1 protein-coding gene and 1 pseudogene are annotated in these 990 nt (G+C 42.1%); both read left to right on the forward strand.

Annotation, left to right across the window (positions count from 1 at the left end; all coding sequences use genetic code 11):
- Window positions 1-543: pseudogene (locus tag ACFINR_RS09445) on the forward strand (hypothetical protein); the annotation flags it as partial.
- 10 nt (window positions 544-553) lie between these two features.
- Window positions 554-883 carry a hypothetical protein gene (locus ACFINR_RS09450; RefSeq protein ID WP_375654241.1) on the forward strand — a complete coding sequence of 110 codons (330 nt, stop codon included), beginning with the start codon at window positions 554-556 and terminating at the stop codon, window positions 881-883.
- Window positions 884-990: the final 107 nt, after the last annotated feature.

Consider the following 990-nt stretch of genomic DNA (forward strand, 5'->3'; position numbering starts at 1 on the left):
AATCACCGTCCGCATAGTTCACCAGAAGGTATGGTTTATGACCCCTCTACAGATCTTTGGGTTGATATTTATCTTCAGTCAGGCACCGGTGAAAATACGCGCTCGGCATATGGTGTTCCGATCACAACAGGTCGTACCTATACAGATCATGTAACGGATATGATGCGTGTCAAGAAATCCTTACTGAGTGATGTGGAATTTGCTTCAACCATGTATGGAAGTAATGACAAAACAAGTATTAAAGGTAAGACTCCCCCCTCTCCTAAGACTTCAGGAGGTCACGTTGATACAGCAAATCGTCGTATGATCTCGCATATCGGTTGTGAGGAAGGTTGCGGTTATGTTTGGCAGTTTTTAGCAGGAACGTTTCCTATGCAAATAACGAATAGGGGGCAGGCTAGGTTAGAAATGAGATGGTTATCAGGAGGAGGAGGGTGGAGTCATGGTGTAGATAGCGGATGTTTTGCACGCTCCACGGTATCTTATTCTAGAGGTAATGAACAATTATGTGCGCGTGGTTGTAGCCATTCCCGTGATTTGTGAGGAGGGGTAGATGATAGATTATCCAGAACATTTAAATAGCAAGCAAGATTATCTGAACATGCTTTCTTTTGACAAAGTTGAAACGGTAAGAAGGCTAGAGATGCTTTTAGCAACACGTTTTTATTGGGTCTTTGTTAAAGAGCTTGGAGAGGGAGAAGAGGGGATTGAAGATGACACGCATAAGGTTTGTCTAACAACAACCATGCCGTTTGATTCAAATGGTGATTTTGTCGAAAAGCGTTGTCAGTATGAATTACAGGAAAGTGAATATGCGCCGCTCTTTCAGCTTGGCTTTGGTGTTGACGAAGTCGAGCAACTGATCAAAGAGCATAGTCAATAGAGATCATAAAAAAACATTTTTATGCCAGCTCCACTTTTGTGGGGCTTTTTTTATGGAGCGTCAGATGAGAAAGATATCGAAAGAAGGATTAGAGCTTATCAAACAAT

Origin of the sequence: Bartonella sp. AP19HLJMH (genome assembly GCF_042196245.1) — a bacterium.
Lineage (GTDB): Bacteria > Pseudomonadota > Alphaproteobacteria > Rhizobiales > Rhizobiaceae > Bartonella.

Excerpts from the sequence above, each read along its gene's own strand:
- ACFINR_RS09450 (WP_375654241.1), top strand. The coding sequence starts at position 554 with ATGATAGATTATCCAGAACATTTAAATAGCAAGCAAGATTATCTGAAC.